This window comes from Kitasatospora sp. NPDC034533 (genome assembly GCF_055575155.1).
The window spans coordinates 39,086-59,935 of record NZ_JBVITE010000013.1; the positions used below are offsets into that span (position 1 = coordinate 39,086).

The 20,850-nt window shown below is 73.9% G+C and carries 18 protein-coding genes; 9 read left to right on the forward strand and 9 right to left on the reverse strand.

Annotation, left to right across the window (positions count from 1 at the left end; translation table 11 throughout):
- Window positions 1–632 precede the first annotated feature (632 nt).
- Window positions 633–1,280, forward strand: a complete 648-nt coding sequence (locus tag ACZ55U_RS12385) for a response regulator transcription factor (RefSeq protein ID WP_465525300.1) — start codon at window positions 633–635, stop codon at window positions 1,278–1,280.
- Window positions 1,281–1,445: 165 nt separating this feature from the next.
- Here the strand turns inward: ACZ55U_RS12385 and ACZ55U_RS12390 are convergent, their stop codons facing one another.
- Window positions 1,446–2,255: an AfsR/SARP family transcriptional regulator gene (locus ACZ55U_RS12390; protein WP_465525302.1), complete on the reverse strand. Its 810-nt coding sequence runs from the start codon at window positions 2,253–2,255 to the stop codon at window positions 1,446–1,448.
- A 345-nt stretch (window positions 2,256–2,600) separates the two neighbouring features.
- Between ACZ55U_RS12390 and tet the strand changes: the two genes are divergently transcribed.
- On the forward strand, window positions 2,601–4,574 hold the full coding sequence (tet, locus tag ACZ55U_RS12395; protein WP_465525304.1) for a tetracycline resistance ribosomal protection protein: 1,974 nt from the start codon (window positions 2,601–2,603) through the stop codon (window positions 4,572–4,574).
- Window positions 4,575–4,642: 68 nt separating this feature from the next.
- On the opposite strand, the gene ACZ55U_RS12400 is transcribed toward tet, so the two are convergent.
- The 4 genes from ACZ55U_RS12400 to ACZ55U_RS12415 are packed head-to-tail and all read right to left on the reverse strand — an operon-like array spanning window position 4,643 to window position 8,788.
- Window positions 4,643–5,413, reverse strand: coding sequence for a cyclase family protein (locus ACZ55U_RS12400; RefSeq protein ID WP_465525306.1), 771 nt, complete (start codon window positions 5,411–5,413; stop codon window positions 4,643–4,645).
- A complete protein-coding gene (locus tag ACZ55U_RS12405; protein ID WP_465525308.1) occupies window positions 5,400–7,028 on the reverse strand; it encodes an FAD-dependent oxidoreductase in 1,629 nt (542 codons plus the stop codon). Before ACZ55U_RS12405 ends, ACZ55U_RS12400 begins: the two co-directional genes overlap by 14 nt.
- Window positions 7,021–7,959 carry an aromatase/cyclase gene (locus ACZ55U_RS12410; RefSeq protein ID WP_465525310.1) on the reverse strand — a complete coding sequence of 313 codons (939 nt, stop codon included), beginning with the start codon at window positions 7,957–7,959 and terminating at the stop codon, window positions 7,021–7,023. Before ACZ55U_RS12410 ends, ACZ55U_RS12405 begins: the two co-directional genes overlap by 8 nt.
- A 40-nt stretch (window positions 7,960–7,999) precedes the next feature.
- Complete coding sequence (locus ACZ55U_RS12415; RefSeq protein ID WP_465525312.1) at window positions 8,000–8,788, reverse strand: SDR family NAD(P)-dependent oxidoreductase; 789 nt, start codon at window positions 8,786–8,788, stop codon at window positions 8,000–8,002.
- Window positions 8,789–8,978: 190 nt separating this feature from the next.
- Between ACZ55U_RS12415 and ACZ55U_RS12420 the strand changes: the two genes are divergently transcribed.
- The 4 genes from ACZ55U_RS12420 to ACZ55U_RS12435 are packed head-to-tail and all read left to right on the forward strand — an operon-like array spanning window position 8,979 to window position 12,365.
- Window positions 8,979–9,395, forward strand: coding sequence for a nuclear transport factor 2 family protein (locus ACZ55U_RS12420; protein WP_465525314.1), 417 nt, complete (start codon window positions 8,979–8,981; stop codon window positions 9,393–9,395).
- A 12-nt stretch (window positions 9,396–9,407) separates the two neighbouring features.
- Window positions 9,408–10,970, forward strand: coding sequence for a class I adenylate-forming enzyme family protein (locus ACZ55U_RS12425; protein WP_465525316.1), 1,563 nt, complete (start codon window positions 9,408–9,410; stop codon window positions 10,968–10,970).
- Window positions 10,971–11,024: 54 nt separating this feature from the next.
- Window positions 11,025–11,315 carry an antibiotic biosynthesis monooxygenase family protein gene (locus ACZ55U_RS12430; RefSeq protein WP_465525318.1) on the forward strand — a complete coding sequence of 97 codons (291 nt, stop codon included), beginning with the start codon at window positions 11,025–11,027 and terminating at the stop codon, window positions 11,313–11,315.
- 12 nt (window positions 11,316–11,327) lie between these two features.
- A complete protein-coding gene (locus ACZ55U_RS12435; RefSeq protein ID WP_465525320.1) occupies window positions 11,328–12,365 on the forward strand; it encodes a methyltransferase in 1,038 nt (345 codons plus the stop codon).
- Window positions 12,366–12,534: 169 nt separating this feature from the next.
- On the opposite strand, the gene dapC is transcribed toward ACZ55U_RS12435, so the two are convergent.
- Both dapC and ACZ55U_RS12445 read right to left on the reverse strand, forming a co-directional pair.
- Complete coding sequence (gene dapC, locus ACZ55U_RS12440; protein ID WP_465525322.1) at window positions 12,535–13,626, reverse strand: succinyldiaminopimelate transaminase; 1,092 nt, start codon at window positions 13,624–13,626, stop codon at window positions 12,535–12,537.
- Window positions 13,623–14,045 carry a PPOX class F420-dependent oxidoreductase gene (locus tag ACZ55U_RS12445; protein WP_465525324.1) on the reverse strand — a complete coding sequence of 141 codons (423 nt, stop codon included), beginning with the start codon at window positions 14,043–14,045 and terminating at the stop codon, window positions 13,623–13,625. The genes dapC and ACZ55U_RS12445 overlap by 4 nt, the downstream gene beginning before the upstream one ends.
- 193 nt (window positions 14,046–14,238) lie before the next feature.
- Here ACZ55U_RS12445 and ACZ55U_RS12450 point away from each other — a divergent pair, with 193 nt between their 5' ends.
- The 3 genes from ACZ55U_RS12450 to ACZ55U_RS12460 are packed head-to-tail and all read left to right on the forward strand — an operon-like array spanning window position 14,239 to window position 18,470.
- Window positions 14,239–15,714 carry an FAD-dependent monooxygenase gene (locus ACZ55U_RS12450; RefSeq protein ID WP_465525326.1) on the forward strand — a complete coding sequence of 492 codons (1,476 nt, stop codon included), beginning with the start codon at window positions 14,239–14,241 and terminating at the stop codon, window positions 15,712–15,714.
- Window positions 15,715–15,759: 45 nt separating this feature from the next.
- The gene (locus ACZ55U_RS12455) at window positions 15,760–16,794 is read left to right on the forward strand and encodes a methyltransferase (protein ID WP_465525327.1); all 1,035 of its coding nucleotides are present in this window, start codon (window positions 15,760–15,762) and stop codon (window positions 16,792–16,794) included.
- A gap of 17 nt (window positions 16,795–16,811) precedes the next feature.
- Window positions 16,812–18,470, forward strand: a complete 1,659-nt coding sequence (locus tag ACZ55U_RS12460) for an NAD(P)/FAD-dependent oxidoreductase (protein WP_465525329.1) — start codon at window positions 16,812–16,814, stop codon at window positions 18,468–18,470.
- Between the two features lie 74 nt (window positions 18,471–18,544).
- Here the strand turns inward: ACZ55U_RS12460 and ctcQ are convergent, their stop codons facing one another.
- Both ctcQ and tcr3 read right to left on the reverse strand, forming a co-directional pair.
- A complete protein-coding gene (gene ctcQ / locus ACZ55U_RS12465) occupies window positions 18,545–19,120 on the reverse strand; it encodes a flavin reductase CtcQ (RefSeq protein ID WP_465525331.1) in 576 nt (191 codons plus the stop codon).
- Between the two features lie 181 nt (window positions 19,121–19,301).
- Window positions 19,302–20,834, reverse strand: coding sequence for a tetracycline efflux MFS transporter Tcr3 (gene tcr3 / locus ACZ55U_RS12470; RefSeq protein WP_465525333.1), 1,533 nt, complete (start codon window positions 20,832–20,834; stop codon window positions 19,302–19,304).
- Window positions 20,835–20,850 lie beyond the last annotated feature (16 nt).

Genomic DNA, 20,850 nt, shown 5'->3' on the forward strand with positions numbered 1-20,850 from the left:
GGGGGGGCGGTTTTTTTGTGTTTTCTCCCCCACCAACCAGAACAAACACCACCCCCCCCCCCCCCCCCCCCCCCCCCCCCCCCCCCCCCCCCCCCCCCCGGGCGGGGCGGATCGTACACCCCCCACCCGGCTGTGCGCGCGGCGGTCCGGAAGCGGTCCCGCGCCGCCTCCCCCACACCCGATGTCGCGCACGGAACCCGCCCGTCTCCACCACCGAAGGATTTCGCATGGCTGATTTCCCCGGCCGGCCAGAGGTTCCACGCCCCTCAACGGGCGTGGCCGCACCGGCCCGTGCCGCGGCCACCCGATCGGCCGACGGCTTCACCGTGACACGGCCCCCCGCGACGACCGCCGCGGGCGGGCGCCCCGCGCCGCACCCGGCCGGACGCCGCCCCGCCCGGTGCCCGGGGGACGCCCCCGGACCGGCCCGCCCGGAGGCGCCGGCCGCTCCGGCCGCACCGCCGGCTCCCGCCCCGGTGGCGCGGACCACCGCGCGGCGGCTCCGGACCGGGCGCTCCGCAGCCCGGCGCCCGTACACCAGGGCTCGGAGCGCCGGTCCCGCCGCGCGGCGCGGCGGGACCAGACCGCTCCACTCAACGATCAACAGCGCATGTCGCCATCGGGGGTCCACCGTGCCGCTCGTCAACAACCATCCGTCCGTCCTCGTCATCGAGGGGAACGTCCTGCTGCGCACCGGCCTCCAGGCCCTGCTGTCGGCCGAACGCGACCTCACCCTCCACGCCGCCGTCGGCAACGTGGAGGCAGCACTCGCCGTCCTGGCCGGGCAGCCAGTGGACGTCGTGGTGTACGGGGCCGGCGAGTCGGTGGCCGACACCGAGCGGGGCCTGGAGCGGTTGCTCGACCGGGGCGCCCGGGTGGTCATGCTGAGCCGGCAGGACCGGCCCGACGAGATGGAGACCTACCTCGGCTCCGGGGTGAGCGCCTACCTGACCGAGGACGCGGCCGTGGACTGCCTGGTCCCGGTGGTCCGGGGCCTGACCTCGGACCGGGAGCGGGTGTACATCATGGCCTCGCGGGCCGGCCTCGGCTGGATGGCCGGACAGCGCGGCTGCCGGCTCTCCGGCCGTGAGCGGGAGGTCATGGGCCTGGTCGCGAACGGGCTGAGCAACTCGGCCATCGCGGGCCGGCTGTGCATCTCGCCGGGCACCGTCAAGCGCCACCTCAGGAACGTCTTCGTGAAGCTCAACGCGGTCTCCCGGATCGACGCCGTGAACAAGGCCAGGGCTGCGTCCCTGCTGGTCCCGGCCGGACGGGCCTGATCGCCGCGGGTCCGGCACGGCCGACGGGCCGGACCACCGGGTGCCGTCCGTCCCGGCGGGCGGACCGGTCCCGGCGGGCGGACCGGTCCCGGCGGGCGGACCGGCGCCGGGCCGTCGCGTGACAGGACGCCGCGCGGCGCGGCGCCGGTGCGCGCCGCACGGGACTCAGGCGGACCGGGCCCGCAGGCCGTCCTCCACCGCCCGCGCGGCGAGCGCCTGGAACTCCCTCCGTGCGGGCGCGGTGCCGCTGAGCAGCTCGTTCTGCAGGTCCCTGAGCGGCTGGGAGGGGGAGATCCCGAGGTCCTCGTCGAGCCGGCGGTAGAGCGTCCGGTAGACGTGCAGGGCCTCGCTTCGGCGCCCGGCGGCGTCGAGGGCGAGCATGAGCTGTTCGTGGTACCACTCGTTCCACGGATGACGAAGCGTCAGGAGCCGGAGTTCCGGTACCAGTTCGCGGTGTCTTCCGAGCTGCCGGTCGGCCAGGATGCGGCTCTCCAGCGCTCGCAGCCGCAGCTCCTCCAGGACGGCGACGTGGCCGGCCAGCAGGCTGCCCGCCGGAATGTCCGCCAGCGCGGCGCCCCGCCAGAGGTCCAGGGCCCGCCGCAGCCGGTCCGCGGCCTGCTCGGCCCGGCCGGCGGCGAGCAGGCGGTCCCCCTCCTGGTGCAGCCGCTCGAACTCCTGGGAGTCGAGCTCCTCCTCGCCCAGCAGCAGCACGTAGCCGGGCGCCTTGGTGAGGATGACGTCCCGGCCCAGCGGGCGGCAGAGCTTGCGCAGTTGGTAGATGTACGTCTGCGCGGTGGTGACCACCGTGCGGGGCGGGTCACTTCCCCAGATCTCCTCGATGACGAGGTCGAGGTCGACGATCCGGTTCGCGTTCACGAGCAGGATCGCCAGGGTCCAGCGGACCTTCAGCGCGCTCGGGGTGCACGGAATTCCCTTGTCGAGGACTTCCAGCGGGCCCAGGATGTTGAACTTCACGGTGCCTCCGATGTCGCCCGGATTTCTCCTCGGCCCAGGTATATCCGGGCCTCCGCTGGGCCCTCAAGGGGAACCCGCACAAGGTGGCAGCCGGGCAATTCCCGGGGAACACGCGGCAATTCCGAAACGGGCCGACAACCTGTCCCGAGGGAAACACCCCCCGCCGAACGACCCCCGCCGATCGGCTGGTCGAGCGTCAAGTTCTGTTAGACTCCGGCCGGTTGACCCGACTGGGTCACCACAGGCGCCAGACTCACGAGGAGAAGGACGTGCCCCGAAAGATCCGTGTCGCTCCGGTAATCCGTACGAACACCGCAGAACTAGGGGACACACGTCTTGACAAGCGTGAACATCGGAATCCTGGCCCACGTCGACGCCGGTAAGACCAGCCTGACCGAGCGCCTGCTGCACACCGCGGGCGTCATCGACCGCGTCGGCAGCGTCGACCGCGGCGACACCCAGACCGACTCGCACGAACTGGAGCGCCAGCGCGGCATCACCATCCGCTCCGCGGTGGTGTCCTTCACCGTCGGCGACGTCAAGGTCAACCTCATCGACACCCCCGGCCACCCGGACTTCATCTCCGAGGTGGAACGGGCCCTCGGCGTGCTCGACGGCGTGGTGCTCGTCATCTCCGCCGTGGAGGGCGTCCAGGCGCAGACCCGGCTGCTGATGCGCACGCTGGTGAAGCTGCGCATGCCGGTGATCCTCTTCGTCAACAAGATCGACCGGATGGGCGCGCGCCATCAGGACCTGCTGGACGAGATCCGCGCCGAACTCACCCCCGACGTCGTGCCGCTGACCCGGGTCGAGGGGCTCGGCACGCCCGGCGCGCGGGTGTTCCCCCGGACGGTCGGGCCGGACGAACCCGGCTTCGCCGCCGAACTGGCCGAGGCGCTGGCCGAGCACGGCGACGACTTCCTGGCCCGCTACCTGGAGGACGAGTCCTCCCTCACCCCGCGGGACTACGCCGAGGAACTCGCCCGGCAGGCGCGGGAGGCCAGGCTCTACCCGGTGCTCTTCGGCTCGGCGGTGGCCGGCGTCGGCATCGACGCGCTGGTGGACGGGATCACCAGACTGTTTCCGGTCAATCACGGCGGCACGGAGGGCGCCCTCCGGGGCACGGTGTTCAAGATCGAACGTGGCTGGGCGGGCGAGAAGGTCGCCTACGTCCGGCTGCGCGGCGGCTCGCTCGGGCCGCGATCCAAGGTGTCCGTGTTCCGGCGCGACCAGCACGGCGCCGTCACCGAGCTGCCCGGCCGGACCACCGTGGTCGAGGTGTTCGACCGGGGTTCCGCGGTCGTCGAGGCGCGCGCCGGGGCGGGCGACATCGCCAAGGTCTGGGGGCTCAAGGGCGTCCGGATCGGCGACCGGCTCGGCTCCCCCGACGGGCTGGACGAGGAGCACCTGTTCGCCCCGCCGAGCCTGGAGACCGTGATCCGCCCCTCCCGGCCCAGCGCGATGCCCGAACTGTACGACGCGCTGCTCCAGTTGGCCGACCAGGACCCGTTCATCAACGTCCGCAAGGACGACGAGGAGCAGGAGATCGCGGTCTCGCTCTACGGCGAGGTGCAGAAGGAGGTCATCGCGGCGACGCTGGCCGACGACTTCAAGCTGGACGTCTCCTTCGAGGGCACCCGGATCATCTGCGTCGAGCGCCCGATCGGCGTCGGCGAGTCGGTGGAGGAGATCGACTACCGGAGCAAGACCTTCTTCTGGGCCACCGTCGGCCTGCGGGTGGAGCCCGGGGAGCCGGGTTCGGGGGTCGTCTTCCGCCGCTCGGTGGAGCTGGGTTCGCTGCCGCACGCCTTCCACAAGGCGGTGGAGGAGGCCGTCCGGGCGACCCTGCGGCAGGGGCTGAACGGCTGGGAGGTGCTGGACATCCTGGTCACCCTCACCCACAGCGGGTTCGCCAGCCCGGTCAGCGCGGCGGGCGACTTCCGCAAGCTCACCCCGCTGGTGCTGATGAACGCCCTCAAGCAGGCGGGCACCCAGGTGTACGAGCCGGTCAACCACTTCGAGCTGGAGGTCCCGGCCGAGAACGCCAGCACCGTCCTGCTGAACCTGGTGGAGTGCGGCGCCACCCCGGAGACCACCCGGGGGCAGGGCGGCAGCTGCCTGATCGAGGGGACCATCCCGGCCCGCACGGTCCAGGAGTTCGAGCAGCGGCTGCCGGGGCTGAGCCAGGGCGAGGGCCTCCTCGTCACCCGGTTCCACAGCTTCCAGCCGGTGGTCGGGCCGGCCCCGAGCAGGCGACGGACGGACCTCAACCCGGTGGACCGCTCGGAGTACATGCTCCGGGCCTTCGGCCGGATCTGACGGCCGGCCGTGGGGGAACCGGAGGTCGCGGAACCGGTCACGACGACGGGACCGGTCCGGGTGCGGAATCAGTCGAGCAGGGCCACCGCCCGCGTCCATCCGGCCCCCGCGCCCGCGATCTTGACGGGAAAGGCCTGCACGGTGAACCCGGTCGGCGCCGGCAGCGCCGCCAGATTGGCCAGCCGCTCGATCTGGCAGTATTCGCGCTGCCGCCCGGCGAAGTGCGCGGGCCACAGCACGGAGCGGTCCCCGGTGCGGCGGAACTCGGCGAGCATGTGCGTGAACGGAGCGTCCAGGCCGAAGGCGTCCGTGCCGATGAGTCGCACGCCGAGGTCGAGCAGGAGGTTCGTCGCCGCCCCGTCCAGGCCGGCGAACCGGGTGAAGTACTCGGGCGTCCCGGCCCGCCGGTCGGCGCCGGTGTGCAGCAGCACGATCTCCCCGGGGCCCGGCCGGTGGCCGATCTCCTCGAAGGCCCGGTGCAGCCTGTCCGCGCCGATCGTCCCGGTCTCGCAGTCGGTGAGGTCGAGGCGGACGCCCGGCCCGGTGAACCACTCCAGCGGCAGCTCGTCGATGTGGCGCGGCCTTCCGTACGCGGCCCTGCTGCCGTAGTGCGAGGGCGCGTCGACGTGGGTGCCGGTGTGGGTGGTCAGGGTCAGGGTGTCCAGCGAGAGCAGTTCGCCGTCCGGCAGGTCCGCGACGTCGAACTCCAGGCCGTGGTCGCGGAGCATGCCCTCGGCCATGTGCCGGGCACCCTCGGCCGGGGTGAGCACCTGGTGGGTGATGCCGTCCACCTCCCAGGCACCGGCGTCGATCGTCGAGGAGAGGTCAAGGACGCGCATGCGCGGCTCCTTCCGGCAGCAGGCCGCAGGCCCGCAGGACGTCGGGGTAACGGTCCGGTCCGCGGTCCCGGGCGGCGAGGTGGCCGTCCGGCCGGATCAGCAGGAACTCCCCCGCTGTCAGGCCGAGTTCACGGCGCAGTCGGCCGTCGGGATCGGGCAGCTCGCCGGGCCCGCCCGGGTCGGCGACCGTACGGACCGCCACCGCGGCGCCGAACTCCACCACCGTCCGGTCCAGTTCGGCTCGGTACCGGGCGCTCCCGGCGGCGTCCGGTGTGGTGGCCAGCAGGAGCCAACGGGGATCGGTGAGTTCGGCGCGGAGCGCGGACCAGCCGGGGTGGTCGGCGGCCGTCCGGGCGTCGCAGCCGATCCGGTCGCCGGGGGCGGGCCCGCCGTTCGGCGCGCCGGAGGGACGGGTGAGCGGGCTGTCGGGGTAGGCCAGGGCGAGCCCGCAGAAGCCGCGGATCATCCGGCCCTCGACCTTGCGTCGCAGCGGTGCGATCCGGCGCAGCGCCGCGGTGCCCGCGGTGAGCAGGGCCGGGGCGAGCGCGGTGCGCAGCGAGACCAGGGCGGTGGCCGTGCGGGTGGAGCGGAGCAGGACGGCCCCGGTCGGGACGCGTTCGGCGTCGTAGCTGTCGAGCAGGACGGGGGCGGCGTGCCCGCGGATCACGTCGGCGAGCTTCCAGGCCAGGTTGTAGGCGTCCTGGATGCCGCTGTTCATGCCCTGACCGGAGGCCGGGCTGTGGACGTGGGCGGCGTCCCCGGCGAGGAAGCAGCGGCCCTCGCGCATCCGGGTGATCTGGCGCTGCTGGACGGTGAAGACGGAGAGCCAGGTGGGGGCGGTGACGGCGACGGGGCGGCCGAGTGCCCGGCCGATCTTGCCGGCCAGGCGGCGCCGGACGCGCTCCGGGTCCTCGGCGCCGTCGGTGTCCGCCGTGTCCACCACCCGCCACTTGCCGGGCTCGGGGAACGGGACGAGCAGCAGGGTGCCGGGGTCGGTGTGCAGCAGGTGGTTGCTGTCCGGCGGGAGGTCGGCGTCGAGGGTGACGTCGGCGTTGAGCCAGACCTCGGTGGAGTCGCCGATCAGGCGCATGCCGAGCTGCTTGCGGACGGTGCTGCGGCCGCCGTCGGCGCCGATCAGCCAGGGTGCCCCGGCCTCCTCGGTGCGCCCGTCGGCGTGCCGGAGGGTGACGCGCACGCGGTCCGGCTCCTGCCGCAGCGCGGTGAGTTCGACGCCCCACTCGACGGGAACGCCGAGTTCGGCGGTGCGCTCGCGCAGCACCCGCTCGGTGACCACCTGGTCGACCATCAGGCTGAACGGGTAACGGGTCGGCAGGGAGCGGTAGTTGGTGTCGAACCGGATGAGGGTGCGGCCACGCCGGTGCATGGTGAAGTGGGTGACCCGGCGGCCCAGCGGCAGCAGCCGGTCGAGGGTGCCCATCTGGTCGAGCACCTCCATGGTGCGGGCGTGCACCGCCAGGGCCCGGCTGCTGGTGGCCGGTCCGGCCGCGGCGTCGACCAGCCGTACGGGGATGCCGCGCCGGGCGAGTTCGTGCGCGGCGGTGAGGCCGACGGGGCCCGCCCCGGCGATCAGGACGGGCTGGGCGTGGTCAGCCACGGCGCTCCTCGGCGAACCGCTTGGCGAGGCCGAGGGTGGCGCGGCTGTTGCCGCCGGCGGCGTCGCGGACGAAGCGGCGGGCGGTGGCGGCGGTGGCGTCCGGGCCGAGGACGGCGGGGATCGCCTCCGGGTTGAGGACGACGGCGTGCCAGGAGGTGACCCGCACGCCGTGCTCGGTCGGCTCGACGGTCCAGCGGCCGGTGTGCGCGGCCATCATGGAGGGCGTGCGCAGTTGCTTGTAGACGATGTCCGTCCCGGGCAGGCAGATCCGCACGGACTCGGTGGTGTGCTCGGAGCCGTCGGCGGTGCGGGTGTCCATGGCCATGTGCTGGATGCCGCCGCTCTCCTCGCGCAGGTCGAGCCGGGCGACGTGGGGCAGCCGGGCGGGCCAGGCGGCGGCGTCCCTGAGGAAGTCGTGGACGGTCCGCGGGTCGGCGTCGACGAGCACGGAGTCCTCGAACTCGAACTCCAGCTCGGCGAGGCCGCTCCAGCGTTCGGCGAGGTCCTTGATGTCGCCGAGTTCGGTGCGGCTGTTGCGGTCGGTCGCCTCGGTGATCCAGTCCAGGCCCCGCGGGTCGTCGTCCAGGGCGGCGAACTCGTGGGTGAGGGTGAGCGTGGCCCCGCCGGAGCGCTCGGTCACCCGCCACTCGCCCGCCATCGAGGCGACCGGCGGCGAGGAGACCTCCTGGCGGAAGGCGATCCGGCGCTGCCCGGGGTCGAGTTCGCGGCGGGAGGTCCAGTGCTTCACCTCGCCGTTGGCCCGCGCCCAGATGCGCAGGCGCTCGGCGCCGGGGGCGAGTTCCTCGCGTTCCACGTGCAGGGTGGGGGCGAAGCGGCGCGGCCAGGCCGGGGCGTCGGCGATGAGGGCGTAGACGGTGTCGGCGGGGGCGTCGACGTCGATCGAGTGGGTGGTGTGCCGGGTGGCGGACATGGTCGGAGAGGGCCTTTCCGTCGAGGGGGTCGGGGGCGGTTCAGTAGATGCCGAGGCCGCCGCAGACGTTGAGCGCCTGGGCGGTGATCGAGGCGGCGTCCGGGGTGGTCAGGTAGTCGACCATCCCGGCCACCTCCTCGGCGGTGGAGTAGCGGCCGAGCGGGATCTTCTGCTCGAAGCGCGTCAGGACGTCCTCCTCGGTGGTCTCCCAGGTCGCGGCGTACGCCTGGCGGACCCGGACGGCCATCGGCGTCTCGACGTAGCCGGGGCAGACCGCGTTGACGGTGGTGCCGGTGTGGGCGAGTTCCTTGGCCAGCGCCTTGGTGAAGCCGATGACGCCGGCCTTGGAGGCCGAGTAGGGGGCACCGAGCGGGACGCCCTGCTTGCCGCCGGTGGAGGCGACGGTGACGATCCGGCCGTGGCCGGCCGCCTCCATGCCGCCGGTGGTGAGGACCTCGCGGGTGACCCGGAAGACGCTGGTCAGGTTGGTGTCGAGGACGTCCTGCCACAGCTCGTCGGTGATCCGGGAGGTGACGCCGCCGCCGTTGCGCCCGGCGTTGTTGACCAGCACCCGGATCGGGCCGAAGCGGTCCACCGCCGCCCGCACCACCGCCCGGACGTCCTCCCCGGAGCGCACGTCGGCCACGGCACCGTCCACCTCCAGGCCCCGGCCGCGCAGGTCGGCGACCGTCTCGGCGACGGAAGGCGCGGTGCGGGCGCAGATGAAGACGCGCAGTCCGCGCCGGGCCAGCCGTTCGGCGCTGGCCAGTCCGATCCCGCTGGTCGCCCCGGTCACCAGGGCGACGTCGCCGGTCGTCAGGGTGCTCATCGCATCGATCTCCTGTCTCGCTCGCGGGCCGCGGGCCCTGACGGGCCGCGCGGTTCTGCGCCGACCCTGCCCGGCCGCCTTCGACCGCGGTTCGAGCGCGTCCCGCGCGCCGGGCGCTCCAACGGGAGTCGAAGCGCGGCTGGGAGCGTCGGCGCTGCCCCACCACCGACGAACCGAGGAGGCCAGCAGCATGACCGGATCGCTCTACGAGGAGGTCCAGCACTTCTACGGCCGGCAGATGCGCCACCTGGACGAGGGCGAGGTCGCCGAGTGGGCCGCGACCTTCACCGAGGACGGCGTGTTCGCGGCCAACGCCCGCCCGCACCCGCAGGAGGGCCGCCCGGCGATCGAGCGGGGCGCCCGGGAGGCGGCGCGGCGGCTGGCGGAGGCCGGGGTCCGGCACCGGCACTGGCTCGGAATGCTGGAGGTCGCCGAGCGGCCGGACGGCTCGCTGCTGGCCAGGACCTACGCGCTGATCGTCGCGACGCCCCGGGGCGGGCCGGCCGCCGTCCACCTGAGCTGTAGCTGCGAGGACGAACTGGTGCGGGTCGGCGGCGAGTTGAAGGTCCGCCACCGCCGGGTGCGCCGGGACGACCTGCCCGCCTGAGAGGAGGCCACCGTGGACCTCCCACGGGACAGCACGACCTTCGGCCCCCCGCTGGAGACGGTCGCGGAGCTGATCGGCGGCCCCCGGATCGACGACCTGCTCCGCCGCGCGGCGCGGCGCGCGCCGCGCCACCCCTCGCTGGTCTCCGACGGCCTGGTGCTCGACCACGCCGCGTTGGACGCCCGGGTGAGCGACTGCGCCGAGGCGCTGCGCGCCGCCTTCGGCGGCCCCGGCACGGTGATCGCGATCGCCGCCGAGCTGACCGTCGACTTCGCGGTCACCTTCCTGGGCATCTCCCGCTCCGGGAACACCAGCGCGATGTTCAACCCGCTCGTCCCCGACGACACCCTGGTGCACGTCCTGAACTCCTGCGGCGCCCGGGCGGCCGTGCTCTCGCCCCGGATGCACCGCCGGATCCTGGCGCTGCGCCCCCGGCTGCCGCTGCTGAGCCGGCTGGTGGTGACCGCCGACGCCGGCGACGGCACCCCCGTCCTCGCCGACCTGGGCCGCACCGCCGTCCCGCCCGGCGAGGAGGTGGAGACCGCCTGCCTCCAGTTCACCAGCGGGACCACCGGCGCTCCCAAGACCGTCCGGCTGAGCCACCGCAACCTGCTGGTGAACGCGGCCCAGTCGGCGCACGCCCACCGGCTGACGGCGGACTCCGTCGCGCTCGACAACCTGCCCTCCTTCCACCTGATGCACCTGGACACCGCGCTGGCGGTGGGCGCGACCCTGGTGCTCTGCCCGGAGGAGGACCGCGCGGCACTGGTGGCGCTGGCCCGGACCTGGCGGGCCACGCACCTGTACAGCCTGCCGGTGCGGCTGTCCCGGCTCGCCGGGGACGAGCGGCTGCCCGGCTTCCGGGTGCCGTCGCTGCGGGCGGTGCTGTCCGGGGGCTCGGCGCTGCCGCCCCGGACGACGACCGTGTTGCGGGAGCACTTCGGCGTCCCGGTCGTCCAGGGCTACGGCCTCGCCGAGACCTCGCCGTCGACGCACTTCGACCTCCCGGAGGGGCCGACCGTCGGCTCCAGCGGTCCGCCGGTGGCCGGAACGGCCTGCCGGATCACGGACGTGCGCACCGGCGAGGTGCTGCCGGTGGGCGAGCGCGGCGAGATCCAGGTCAGGGGCCCCCAGCTGATGCTGGGCTACCTCGGCGACGGACCCGCCGGGGCCGGAGCACCCACCGACGCCGACGGCTGGTTCCGCACCGGCGACGTCGGCCGGATCGACGGTTCGGGCCGGCTGTTCGTCGTCGACCGGATCAAGGACGTCTTCAAGTGCGACAACTGGCTGGTGTCGCCGACGGAGATCGAGCGGGTGCTGATGCGGCACCCGGCCGTCGCCGACTGCGTGGTCTTCGACCGCCCCGACGAGCTGAGCGGAGCCGTCGCCGTCGCCCTGGTGGTGCCGCGCGGCGACGACGTCGACCCGGCCGTCCTCACCGCGTTCGCGAACGCCCGCCTCCCCTACTACGAGCACCTGGCCGAGCTCCGGCTGGTGGACGCCATCCCGCGCTCGGCCACCGGCAAGGTCCAGCGGCGCGAGCTGCGCGACCGGACGTTCGGCCCGCTCTGACCCACCCTCGTCCCGACCATCACACCCCGCCCGACCCACCTCAGGAGGAACACCGTGTTCACCTTCATCAACCGCTTCACCGTCACCGGGGACGTCGCCGAGTTCGAGAAGCTCGTCGGGGAGATCAGCGACTTCATGAGCGGGCGGCCCGGCTTCCGCTCGCACCGCCTGTACCGGTCCGCCGCGGACGCCTCGGTGTACGTGGAGACCGCGGAGTGGGACGACGCGGCCTCGCACCGGGCGGCGACCGGCTCGCCCGAGTTCCGCTCCCGGGTCGGCCGGGTCATGGGCCTCGCCCAGGCCGAGCCGGCGCCCTTCGACCTGATCGCCCGGCACGGCGCCTGAGAGGAGACCGTCATGACGAAGAACGGCGAGACCATCCCCCAGTCGGTGATCCGGCTGCGCGAACTGGGGCTGAGCGCGGCCGGCGCGGCCGCGGTCCGGGCCGCGGCCCGGCTGGGCCTGGCGGACGCGCTGGGCGAGGAGCCCGCCGGCCCCGCCGAGCTGGCCCGGGCCGTGAAGGCGGACCCGGACGCCCTGCTGCGGCTGCTGCGCGCGCTGACCTGCCACGGTGTCTTCGCCGAGCAGCCGGACGGCCGGTACGCCCACACCGACTCCTCCCGGCTGCTGCGCACCGACACCCCGCGCAGCCTCCGCGACATGGTGCTCTGGGGCACCGAGCCGTGGACCTGGGAGCTGTGGGGGCACCTCGACGAGGCGGTGCGCACCGGCGAGGCCGTCTTCCCCGGGCTGCACGGCATGGACTTCTTCGAGCACCTGCACGCCCACTCCCCGGAGTCGGCGGCCGTCTTCGACCGGGCGATGACCCAGTCCAGCCGGCTGTCCGCGCTCGCCCTGGCCGACCGGCTCGACCTCACCGGCGTCGGCTCGGTGGTGGACATCGCCGGCGGACAGGGGCACGTGCTGGCCACCCTGCTGGAGCGCGCCCCCGGGCTGCACGGCACCCTGCTGGACCTGCCCGAGGTGGTGGCCGGGGCCGACGAACGGCTGCGGCCGGGCGGCGCGCTGGCCGGGCGGGCGACGCTGCTGGGCGGCGACTGCCTGCGGGAGGTGCCGGTGCGCGCCGACCTCTACCTGCTGAAGAACATCCTGGAATGGGACGACGAGAGCACCGTCCTGACGCTGCGCAACGTGGTCGCGGCGGCGGCCCCGGGCAGCCGGGTGGTCATCGTGGAGAACCTGGTGGACGGCAGCCCCGAGCTGAAGTTCACCACCGCGATGGACCTGCTGCTGCTGCTCAACGTCGGCGGCCGCAAGCACACCGCGGACGGCCTGGTCCGGCTGGTCGAGGAGGCGGGGCTGACCGGCGCCGAGGTCCGTCCGGTCAACTCCTACCTGCACCTGGTGGAGGCCGTGGTGCCCGCACGGGGCTGACCGGCCCGCCGCACGGCCGCTGCCCCCGGAACCGTCCGGGGGCAGCGGCCGTTCCGCCGTTCCGGGGGGCCGGCGCGCCGCGCCCGTGCCGTCGCGGCGGCACGCGCCGAACGCGCGCTGCCCCGCCGGGGCGGGCCGGCGGGGCAGCGGAGGGGGCGGGGGCGGAGCGTCAGAGGCCCTCGGCGAGCCGCTTCACCGCCTGCCCGACCCGCTCGTCGGTCTCGGTGACGGCCACCCGGACGTGCCGGGCCGCCGCGGCGCCGTAGAACTCGCCGGGCGCCACCAGGATGCCGCGGTCGGCCAGCGCGCCGACGGTCGTCCAGCACGGCTCGTCCCTGGTCGCCCAGAGGAACAGCGCGCCGGCCGAGTGCTCGATCCGGAACCCGGCGTCCACCAGCGCCCCCCGCAGCAGCTCCCTGCGCCGGGCGTAGCGCCCGCGCTGCTCGGCCAGGTGCGAGTCGTCGCCGAGCGCGGCCACCATGGCGGCCTGCACCGGGGCGGGCACCATGTGGCCGGCGTGCTTGCGGACCTCCAGCAGCGTGGCCACGACCTCCGGGTCGCCGGCCGCGAAGCCCGCCCGGTAGCCGGCCAGGTTGGCCCGCTTGGACAGCGAGTGCACCGCCAGCACGCCCCGGTGGTCGCCGCCGCTGACCTCGGGGTGCAGCACCGAACGGGTGCCGCCCTCCCAGACGTGGTCGAGGTAGCACTCGTCGTTGACCACCAGGGTGCCGCGCTCGCGCGCCCACTCGACCACCGCCCGCAGCTCGGCGGTGCCCAGTACCCGCCCCTCGGGGTTGGACGGGGAGTTCAGCCACAGCAGCCGTGGCGCCGGGCCGTCGTACTCCAGCGGCGAGTCCGTGCGGACGAACGCGGCGCCGGCCAGACGGGCGCTCACCTCGTAGGTGGGGAAGGAGAGCCGGGGGGCGAGGACCACGTCGCCGGGGCCCAGGCCCAGCATGGTGGGCAGCCAGGCGATCAGCTCCTTGGTGCCGACGGCCGGGATCACGGCCTGCGGCGCGACGCTCACGCCCTCGCGCCGCAGCAGCCAGGCGGCGGCCGCGGCCCGCAGCTCGGGCGTCCCCTCGGTGGAGGGGTAGCCGGGTGCGTCCGACGCGGCGGCCAGCGCCTCCCGCACGGCCCGCGGGGTCGGGTCGACCGGGTCGCCCAGGGCGAGGTTGACCAGCCCGTCCGGGTGGGCGGCCGCCCGCGCGCGGTACGGGAACAGGACGTCCCAGGGGAACTTCGGCAGCCGCTCGATCACGCCCGCTCCCCCGTCCCGACGTTGCGGGCCAGCGGCGGGGCCTGGCAGTCGGAGTCGATGCCCCAGGAGACGATCCGCTCCGGGGTGATCCGGATCAGCTCGTCGTCGACGTGCGGCAGGATCTCCCTTCCGCCGGTGGGCAGTGCCACCGCCGTGCCCCGGATCTCGATCCCGCGGACGATCCAGCGCTCCGCGTCCAGGACGTCGTCCACCACCAGCGACACCCGCGGATTCCCCTGCACGTGGCGGTACTTGAGGCTGCGGGCCATGCCGCGCCCGGTGACGTCGACGGTGCCCAGCCGGGTGTTGTGGTGGAAGCCCAGCGGGACGACGTGCGGCTGCCCGCGGCCGTCCACGGTGGCCAGGCGGGCGAGCGGCTGGGAGGCCAGGTAGGCGGCCTCGTTCGCGGTGAAGGGCATGGCAGTCCTCGTGGTCTGGGGGTCAGGGCCGCCGCCGACGCTAGGCAGCGCGCTTAGAGCGGGCTTGGGGCCCGACCGGCGAGCACCCGGGGGCCCACCCGCCGGCCCGTCCCCGGTGTCCGCGCTGGATTCGGGCTCGAAGTCCGGCTGACACGGTGGGGCCCGTCGTACCGGACCGAGATCGGAGGTCGTGTTGGACTGCGATGTGGTGGTGGCGGGAGCGGGGCCGACCGGCCTGATGCTCGCCTGCGAACTGGCCCTGGGCGGGGCCAGGGCGGTGGTGATGGAGCGGCGCCGGGAGCCGGAGAAGCACTCCAAGGCCATGGGCATGCAGGGCCGCACCGTCGAACTGCTCGAACTGCGCGGGCTGCTCGACCGCTTCAAGGAGGGCGCGGGCATCCTGCGGGGCGGCAACTTCGCCAGCCTGGGGGTGCCGATGCGGTTCGAGGAGTTCGACACCCGGCACCCGTACGTCCTCCTGGTGCCGCAGCTGCGCACCGAGGAGCTGCTCGCCGAGCGGGCCCACGAGCTGGGCGTGCGGATCGTGCGCGGCTCGGCCGTCACCGGCTTCGTCCAGGACGCGGACGGCGTCACCGTGGAGACCGGGACGGGGCCGCTGCGGGCCCGCTACCTGGTCGGCTGCGACGGCGGCGGCAGCACCGTCCGCAAGGCCGCCGGGATCGGCTTCACCGGCCAGGACCCGCACATGTACGCGCTGATCGGCGACATGCGCTTCAGCGGCGAGCTGCCGCGCGGCGAGGGCCTGGGCCCGATGCGCCCGGTGGGCCTGGTCAACCCGGAACGGCGGTCCTGGTTCGGTGCCTTCCAGCACCAGCCGGGCGTCTACCGGGCGACGGTCGCCTGGTTCGACGAGCCCTTCCCCGACCGGAACGCCCCGGTCACCGAGGAGGAGATGCGCGCCGCCCTGACCGAGCACACCGGCGGCGACCACGGGATGCACGACGTCACCTGGCTGTCCCGGCTCACCGACGTCTCCCGGCTGGCCGACTCCTACCGCCGGGGCCGGGTGCTGCTGGCCGGCGACGCGGCGCACATCCACCTGCCGGCCGGCGGCCAGGGCCTCAACCTCGGGTTCCAGGACGCCGTCAACCTCGGCTGGAAGCTCGCCGCCGTGGTGCGCGGCCGGGGCACCGAGGAACTGCTGGACAGCTACCAGGAGGAGCGCCGCCCGATCGCCGACGGCGTGGTCCGCAACACCCGCACCCAGGCCGTCCTGATCGACCCGGCCCCCCGGTACGAGGCGCTGCGCCAGACCTTCCGCGAGCTGATGGCGTTGCCCGACACCAACCGGTACATCGCCGGCATGCTCTCCGGCTTCGACATCGCCTACGGCCCCGGCGAGCACCCGCTCGTCGGCCGCCGGATGCCGGACGCCGAACTGCTCACCGACACCGGGCCGCGGCGGATCAGCGGCTGCTTCGCCGCCGCCCGCGGCCTGCTGCTGCTCCCGGGACGGGCCGCGCCGGCCGCCTCGCCGCTGGCGGGCTGGGCGGACCGGATCGACACCGTGACCGCCGAGAAGGGCGCCCCCGAGCCGGCCACCGCCTACCTGGTCCGCCCGGACGGCTACGTGGCCTGGGCCGGCGACCCGGCCCGCCACGAGGAGCTGCGCCGCGCCGCGACCACCTGGTTCGGCGCGGCGGCCTGACCGCGCCCGGCCCCGACCCGTCCCACTCCGTAGAAAGGACGCACGATGACCTCGTCCACCGACAGCGCCGCCGCCCGCGCGCGCCGGATCGTCGCTCTCAACACCGCCTACTTCCAGGCGAAGGCACTGCAGAGCGCGGTCGAGCTGGGTCTCTTCGAGCTGCTCGCCGAGCAGCCCGCCGGGATCGAGCGCATCCGCGCCGAACTGGACGTCCGGCACCGGCTGTTCAAGGACTTCCTGGACGCGCTGGTCGGCCTCGGCCTGCTGGAGGAGCGGGACGGCGACTACCGGACCTCCGCCCTCGCCCGCGAGTTCCTCCTCCCCGGCGCCACCTACCTGGGCGGCACGGCCCGCCAGCACGCCCGGCTGCACTACCACGCCTGGGCGCGGCTGACCGACGCGCTGCGCGACGGCAAGGCCAAGTCGGAGGTGGCCGCGCAGGGCCAGCTCGCCTATCCCAAGCAGTACGAGGACCTCGACCGGGCCCGGCAGATCATGCTGCACATGGACGCCCACAACGGCTTCACCGCCGACGAGCTGGCCCGCGAGATCGACTGGAGCCGGTACACCTCCTTCGTGGACGTCGGCGGCGGGCGCGGCAACGTCGCCGCCCGGATCGCCGCCGCCCACCCGCACCTGAGCGGCGCGGTGTTCGACCTGCCGGCCCTGCGCCCGCTGTTCGACGAACTGGTGGCCTCGACCGGCGCCGCCGACCGGGTCGTCTTCCACGGCGGCGACTTCTTCGCCACCGACCTGCCGGAGGCGGACGTGGTGATCTTCGGCCACGTCCTGCCCGACTGGCCGGTCGAGGAGCGCCGGGAGCTGCTGCGCCGGGCCCACAAGGCCGTGCGCCCGGGCGGTCTGGTGGTGCTGTACGACGCGATGATCGACCCCGAGGAGCGCGACCCGGCGGTCCTCCTCCAGCGGATCAACCACACCATGATCCGGGACGAGACCGGGGCCTACTCGCTCCAGGAGGCCCGGGACTACCTGACGGAGGCCGGCTTCACCGTCGACCGCGTCACCGGCACCGACACCATCACCCGGGACCACTTCGCCATCGGCGTCAAGTCCGCCTGAAACCGAGGGAGTTCGCAATGAACGTGACGCAGGGGCAGCGGAGCGACCAGCCTTACGACGTCGTCATCATCGGCAGCGGCCTGTCCGGGACGATGCTCGGCTCGATCCTCGCCAAGCACGGCTTCCGGATCATGCTGCTGGACGGTTCGCACCACCCCCGGTTCGCCGTCGGCGAGTCGACCATCGGGCAGACCCTGGTGGTCCTGCGGCTGATCTCGGACCGGTACGGCGTGCCGGAGATCGCCAACCTGGCCAGCTTCCAGGACGTCCTGAAGCACGTCAGCAGCTCGCACGGGCAGAAGAGCAACTTCGGCTTCATGTTCCACCGGGACGGCGAGGAGCCGGATCCGCGCGAGACCAGCCAGTTCCGCATCCCGTCGATCGTCGGCAACGCGGCCCACTTCTTCCGCCAGGACACCGACGCCTACATGTTCCACGCCGCGGTGCGCTACGGCTGCGACGCCCGGCAGTACTACCGAGTGGAGGACATCGCGTTCGACGACGCCGGGGTCACCGTCTCCGGAGCGGACGGCAGCACCGTCCGGGCCCGCTACCTGGTCGACGCCAGCGGCTTCCGCTCGCCGCTGGCACGACGGTTGGGGCTGCGCGAGGAGCCCAGCCGGCTCAAGCACCACGCCCGCTCGATCTTCACCCACATGGTCGGGGTGGACGCGATCGACGACCACGTGGACACCCCGGCCGAGCTGCGCCCGCCGGTGCCGTGGAACGACGGCACGATGCACCACATCTTCGAGCGCGGCTGGATGTGGGTCATCCCGTTCGACAACCACGCGGCGGCCACCAACCCGCTGTGCAGCGTGGGCATCCAGCTCGACGAGCGGGTCTACCCGGCCAGGCCCGACCTGACGGCCGAGCAGGAGTTCTGGTCCCACGTCGAGCGGTTCCCCGCCGTGCAACGGCAGTTGAAGGGCGCCCGCAGCGTGCGCGAGTGGGTGCGCACGGACCGGATGCAGTACTCCTCGACGCGGACGGTCGGCGAGCGCTGGTGCCTGATGTCGCACGCGGCCGGCTTCATCGACCCGCTGTTCTCCCGCGGCCTGTCCAACACCTGCGAGATCATCAACGCGCTGTCCTGGCGGCTGATGGCCGCGCTGCGCGAGGACGACTTCGCGGTGGAGCGCTTCGGCTACGTGGAGGAGCTGGAGCAGGGCCTGCTGGACTGGAACGACAAGCTGGTCAACAACTCCTTCATCTCCTTCTCCCACTACCCGCTGTGGAACTCGGTGTTCCGGATCTGGGCGTCGGCGAGCGTGATCGGCGGCAAGCGCATCCTCAACGCGCTGACGAAGACCAAGGAGACCGGCGACGACGCGTACTGCCAGGCGCTGGACGACAACCCGTACCCGGGCCTGTGGTGCCCGCTGGACTTCTACAAGGAGGTCTTCGACGAACTCACCGAACTCTGCGAGGCGGTGGACGCCGGGCGCACGAGCGCCGAGGAGGCGGCCGCGGTCATGGAGCAGCGGGTGCGCGCCTCGGACTGGATGCTGCCGGCGCTGGGCTTCGACGACCCGGACACCCACCACATCAACCCGACGGCGGACAAGATGATCCGGATCGCGGAGTGGGCCACCGAACACCACCGCCCGGAGATCCGCGAGCTGCTGGCCGCCAGTGCCGAGGAGGTCAGGGCGGCGATGCGGGCCAGGCCGTAACGCGGCGGAGGGCGGCGAGGGCCGCGTCCGGGGAGCTTGTCCCCCGGACGCGGCCCTCGCCGTTCCGGCCCGGCTCAGCCCTCGGCCGCCAGGGTCAGGGCGGCTGTCCGGGGGTCCTCCTCGACCGGCCAGCGGGCGTAGGAGCGGCGCCAGTACATCAGCGGACTGGACACCTCGGGCCGGGGGCCGCCGGCCAGCACCGCGCCGATCACGATGGTGTGGTCGCCGGCCTCGACGGCGGCGGCGACCCGGCACTCGGCGTGCGCGACGACGTCGGCCGGCATCACCGGCAGTCCGCCGGCGCTGCCGGGCTCCCAGCGGACGCCCCGGAAGCGGTCGCTCAGCGGCGAGGCGAACCGCGCGGAGGTGGACTCGCCGCCGCCGCGCAGCACGTTGACCGCGAACTCGCCGCGCTCCAGCAGGGCCTTCAGCACCCGGCTGTCCCGGTTGACGCAGACCAGCAACAGGGGCGGGGTCTTGGAGACGCTGCACGCGGCGGAGCAGGTGAGGCCGCAGGGCTCGCCGTCCGGGTCCAGGGTGGTCACCACCGTCACCCCGGTGGGCAGCGCGCCCATGATGGACAGGAAGGTCGGGCCGTCCACCAGGCCGGGGGCCAGGTCCAACGGCAGGGACACGGGTACGGGGGGCATCGGTCCTCCACTCTCGGGGGGTCGGTGCCCTCATGCTCGCGGGGCGCCTTCGAGCCGCCGCCGGGCAGTCGTCAAGCCCCCAGGGGCGGGCGCGCGAACGGGCGCGCACCCCCGGCACGGGGGCGGCCGGGGGTGCGCGGTTCGGGGCGGGAAGGCGCGGCAGCGGGGGGCGCGGGTGCGCTCACTCCTCGTCGCGCAGCTCCCGCAGCGGGAAGGTGAGCACGAACCCCACCGCCAGGATCAGGCCGCCGACCAGGAACATGGTGGCGAAGCCGGAGGCGAAGGCGTCGACGCCCGCGGCCGTCAGCCCGCCCGCGGACTCCGGGTCGGAGAGCGCCTGCCGGACGGCCTCGTCGGGATCGGCCCCGCCGAGCCGGCCGGCCGCGACGCCGAACAGCACCGACATGAAGACCGCGGCGCCGGCCGTCCCGCCGAGCTGCCGGAACAGGCCGGAGGCGGCGTTGGCCACACCCAGCTCGGACTTGGGCGCCGCGCTCTGGATCGCGAGGGTGATGACGGTCTGCGAGAGTCCGATGCCGAAACCCAGCCAGGCCGCGATCAGCACGATCACCCCCAACGGGGTGTCCGCGCCGGTGGCGGAGAGCGCCAGCAGCGCGCCGGCCATCGAGCCGAGCCCGACGATCGCGGCCTTCTTGTACCGGTTCCACTTCTTGATGATCTTCGCGCAGAGGGTCTGGGAGACGATCGCCCCCGTCATCACCGGGATGATCACCAGGCCGGCGACGGTGGCGCTGCGGCCCTGCACCAGCTGGAGGAAGAGCGGCAGCGTGGAGACGGTGCCGAAGATGCCGACCCCGATGGTGAAGTTGACGGCGGTGGCGGCGGTGATCCCGCCGCGCCGGAACAGCCGCAGCGGCACCATGGCCTCCAGCCCCCGAGCCCGCTCGACCAGCACGAACACGACGAGGCCGACCAGCGAGAGCGCCATCAGGGCCAGCGAGCGCGCCGAGCCCCAGCCCCAGTGGAGCCCCTCCTCGGCTACGACCAGCAGCGGCACCAGGCAGACCGCCAGGCTGAGCGCGCCGCGGTAGTCGATCGGGTGGTCCACCCGCTGGTGCGGCAGGTCCAGCGCCCTGCGCACGCTGAGCAGCGCCACCAGGCCGAGCGGCACGTTGACCAGGAACGCCCAGCGCCAGCCGGTCACGCCGAGGATCTCGCCGGCCCCCGCGAACAGCCCGCCGACCAGCGGACCGAGCACGCTGGCCGCGACCCAGGCCATCATCAGGTACGAGAAGTAGCGCCCGCGTTCGCGGACCGGGGCGAGGTCGGCGATGACGGCCGTGGGCAGCGACATCAGCCCGGCCCCGCCGAAGCCCTGGACCACCCGGGCGAGCGCCAGCGTCTCCATCGAGTCCGCCAGCGCGCAGGCCGCCGAGCCGACGACGAAGACGGCGATCGCGGCGAGGTAGAGCGGCTTGCGGCCGTAGATGTCGGACAGCTTGCCGTAGAACGGCATCGCGATGGTGGAGCTGACCAGGTAGCCGGTGACCACCCACGCCTGCACGGTCTGCCCGTGCAGCTGGTCGCCGATGGTGCGCAGCGCGGTGGAGACGATGGTCTGGTCGAGTGCGGCGAGCAGCACGGCCAGCAGCAGCCCCGACAGGGCCGTCACGATCTGGCGGTGCGTGAAGCCGACGGGGCCGTCGGCCTGGTCCGTGACGGCCCCGTCGGTCGGTGAGGCGGCGTGTGCCATTCCGGGTTCTCCCACA